The organism is Edaphobacter sp. FHG110511_03 (assembly GCF_059115365.1).
Genome location: NZ_JBZYWL010000029.1, coordinates 1 through 3,823, shown reverse-complemented (window position 1 = coordinate 3,823; position 3,823 = coordinate 1). Strand labels below are relative to the sequence as shown.

At 56.5% G+C, this 3,823-nt stretch carries 3 protein-coding genes and 1 pseudogene; all 4 read left to right on the top strand.

The genetic code is table 11. The features are described from left to right. The first annotated feature begins 146 nt into the window (after positions 1–146). Entirely contained in the window at positions 147–1,787 is a 1,641-nt protein-coding gene (locus AC5S26_RS29680; protein WP_494188554.1) for a TnsB C-terminal domain-containing protein, read from the top strand. Beyond that, entirely contained in the window at positions 1,784–2,698 is a 915-nt protein-coding gene (locus AC5S26_RS29675; RefSeq protein ID WP_494188553.1) for a TniB family NTP-binding protein, read from the top strand. Before AC5S26_RS29680 ends, AC5S26_RS29675 begins: the two co-directional genes overlap by 4 nt. Then, positions 2,695–3,135 (top strand): annotated as a pseudogene (locus tag AC5S26_RS29670) (TniQ family protein); the annotation flags it as partial. The gene AC5S26_RS29675 and the pseudogene AC5S26_RS29670, both read left to right, overlap by 4 nt. A gap of 443 nt (positions 3,136–3,578) precedes the next feature. Continuing rightward, positions 3,579–3,823: hypothetical protein (locus AC5S26_RS29665; RefSeq protein ID WP_494188555.1), on the top strand; the 245-nt coding region annotated here is incomplete at its 3' end.

The following is a 3,823-nucleotide window of genomic DNA, read 5'->3' as shown; positions in this document are numbered from 1 at the left end:
TGTCACGCTGCACTCAAATGGCGGATTGACCGCCTTTATTTATCAACATTGTCCGCATTTTTACTGCACACTCACTGTACTGAAATCACGGACGTTTGTATTCAAATCACGAATGAAGTTGTCGAGAAAGTTTATCCGCGATTTGAATGCAAAAAGCATACCAATGGGAGATCGCGAGCGAGGCGGCCTGGGGCGTAGCGCTGCTCAGGGAAGCTGTGATCCGTCCCTTGGCCGAGCGCTCCAGACTCAGCGCGGAGAGCGTAGCCGAGGCGGCAGATCAACTCGGGTTGAGTCGAACCATTGTCTATAAGCTCCTGCAACGATACCGGCGTCGACCTCAAACCACCTCTCTGATGCCGTGGAAGCGCGGTCGCAAGCCCTCAGAATCCTTGCTCGGCGAGGAGCGGGAAGCACTGCTCAATACCTGCATAAATGAGTTCTATCTCCAGCCTGAGCGCCCATCTTTGGCCGCGCTCCAACTAGAAGTGCGCCGGCGCTTTACACAGCGGAGTTTAGCCGTCCCTAACTATCGCACTGTGAAACGGCGTGCTGAAGCGGTGGATGCTCGCATCATAATGCGCCGCCGCGACGGAGCTAAGAAGGCACGCGAAAGGTTCGGCCCAGTGAAGGTATCGTCGCTGGCACCGCAGCGTGCGCTCGAGGTGATGCAGATTGATCACACCCCTGTCGATGTGATTATCGTTGACCGCGAGACCCGCCAACCCATCGGGCGCCCGTGGCTGACCCTTGTGGTTGATGTCAAGACGCGCATGATCGCCGGGTTCCATGTTTCGCTGTGGTCCCCCTCGGCACTCTCTGTATGTCTGGCTCTCACTCACGCTGTCTTGGAGAAAACATCCTGGCTGGCAGACCGTGAACTCCAGACCCTGGAATGGCCCATCTCTGGCCTGCCCCAGGTTCTCCACGTGGATAATGCCCGAGAGTTTCACTCCGAGGCGTTAGTGAGGGGATGCCAGGAGTATGGCATTCGACTCGATCACCGCCCTGTGGGAAGACCTCACTTCGGCGGTCATATAGAAAGGCTGATCGGCACCATGATGGGCGCCGTGCACCTCCTGCCCGGAACCACCTTCTCAGATGTGAAGCAGAAGGGTTGCTACCCGTCAGAAGCACGTGCGATTCTGACGCTATCTGAACTGGAACGCTGGCTTGCTTTGCAGATCGCCGGAGTCTACCAACTCTCCCTGCACTCGTCTCTCGGCACGACCCCTCTAGCTGCATGGCAAGAAGCCGTCGGCCGATCAACATCACAGGTTCGCAAGCCAGTACACTCCACGGAGTTTTTTCTAAGTTTCCTACCCGCCGTGTCACGCCAAGTGCGACGAGACGGCATCCATCTATGGAACATCCGCTACTGGGATAACGTGCTCAGCCCATGGGCAGGCAGAATGAAGAGTCCGCTCCTAGTCAAATATGATCCGCGGGACCTATCGCGCGTTTACTTGCGCGACCCGGATGGGCGGCACTGGCCGGTGCCTTACGCGGATCTCGGTCAGCCCCCTATAGCCTTGTGGGAGTTGCAGGAAGCCAATCGACGAATTCGAGAAAGCACTCAATCAGTGCCGGATCAGCGTTCCGTCTTCGCTGGCATCCTGGAACAACGGCGAGTGGTACAGCAGGCCGCAACCTCGTCGCGGAAACGGCGCCAACAAGAAAAGACTCCCTTCTCTAAGGGCCACGTCTCTGCCTCTTCACCGAACAACCCCAACACCTCTTCGACTGAAGAGATCAAACCATTTCCTGTTGAACTCTGGGAGTTGGAGTGACGGTAGAAGATCTGAGCCACCTTCAGCCACCGTTTCAAGAAGCGGCACGGCTTCCAAACGCCGAGCGCATCCACTGGTTACGACAAGAACGTTGGATTCAGTATCCTCGTGCCGAACGCATTCTCGAACGCTTGATCGATCTTGTCGATTATCCCCCGCATGATCGCATGCCTTGTTTGGTAATCTACGGCGCCACCGGCATGGGAAAAACCCGCATCATACAGCGGTTTCTACGCGAGAACCGCTCACATTTTGATAGAAAGCTTGGCAAGACCCGCCTTCCGGTCGTTTCGATTCAGATGCCACCGGCATCAAGCGAGCGCGACCTATACGAGGAGATCCTGGCCGCCATGGGAGGCATTTTCTCTTACGGAACAAGCGTCACAGCATTGCGCCATCGCATCCGATCTCTCGCACGGCAACTTGAAGTCCGAATGCTTGTCATTGATGAGATCCACTCCTTGCTCGCGGGAACCTTCAGAGAGCAGCGCATCTTTCTAAACGCCATCCGCTTCCTCGCCAATGACCTGCGCCTTCCTCTGGTCTGTGTCGGAACGCATGAGGCCAAGCAGGCCTTGATGACTGACCAACAACTTGCCGACCGCTTCGAAGCCGCTGAGCTGCCGCCATGGGAAAACGACTCAAGTTTTCAACAACTGCTGTTGAGCTTCGAGTCCATTCTTCCGCTAAGACAACGCTCTGAGTTCCGCGATCCCAAGGTCCATCAGCGCATCCTCAATCTCACGGAGGGCATCCTGGTGAGAATCTGCCGCTTGCTCGAAACAGCCGCTTCTGAGGCTATACGTGGCGGACAGGAATATATCAGTCTTGCTCTGCTCGATGAACAATTCATCACGGAATCCTTGATCTCGATTACCGATCGACGCAATCGTAGAGTCTCTTCGCGATGATTGGGGATACCGAGGCGCCCTTACAGTTGCCTTTTGCGCCGAAGCCCTTTCATGGAGAGCTATTCTCATCATGGCTACTTCGATTGGCAGGTGCCAACTTTGTCCCTTTGGATGAGTTGCTATCAGGCTTATACGCAAGATATCCATCGGCGCCCTATGCATTCTCACTTGACCTCGACCTAGACGAAGGCTTCCTCCTCTCCATGGCCCGCTTCTCTCGCATATCTGTGCGCACGCTGCGTCGGCTGAGCCTTGAGAAGCAGATTCCCTTTCCAAAAGCTACCGTTCTGCTAAGGTTCAATTGCAATGCCGGCGCCTCCCAGCTCCTTTGCAGACGCCTTGGATACGCATTCTGTCAGCACTGCATCGCTCGCCAAAGCTCTGTCCACGTACCGTGGGAGTGGGCAGTGGCCTGTCTCCTGCATTGCTCTGTCCATGGCATCCCACTTTGTGTCGGTTGCCCATCGTGCGGGGAATTGGATCCTCTGCCGTTCGGCGCGATTCCAGTAGCGGGCCGGGTCCCGTGTCAGTCTTGCGGCGCAACACTTTCCGAGGACATCGCTCCAAAGGGCCGCCTCACGTCACACACTATTCTCGAGTTCGAAAGAGCCTATCGAACCGCGCTTCTGGGAGCCGCTCCGCGGATAGCCACGCTCCCTGGAGCAAGCGGTGAACAGTTTCGAAGGTTCGTCGATGACACAACACGACTCGTGATCAATGCTACGGATGAAGAGCCGGCGGCGCGACTCGACACTCGTCAACCGTCCCTCGGAGCGTCCCGACACAAGCTGATCGGGACCGTCTGGCAGTTGGTGGTGAATGGATCTACCGATTGCGACATCTACGAACGGCGAGCTCGCTACCGAAGAGGATTCACATTATGGAAGTCACTTCTGATTCCCCTGCTGCCCGAGGGTCGTCGGAGTCTCGCTCGCGCGAGCCGGGCCTGGCCATCCCCGCTCCGGCAACGTCTGACCGCAGCGCTCTCGAACAGCTCCCTAAGAGACTGATTCAGGCTATCTCCAGTCCCCTGCACTTCGTCCGCGATTTGAATCCAAACACGCTTCAAAGTCCGCGATTTGAGTACAGTATGCCGAGGGTCCGGATCAAAATCCGCGATTTGAG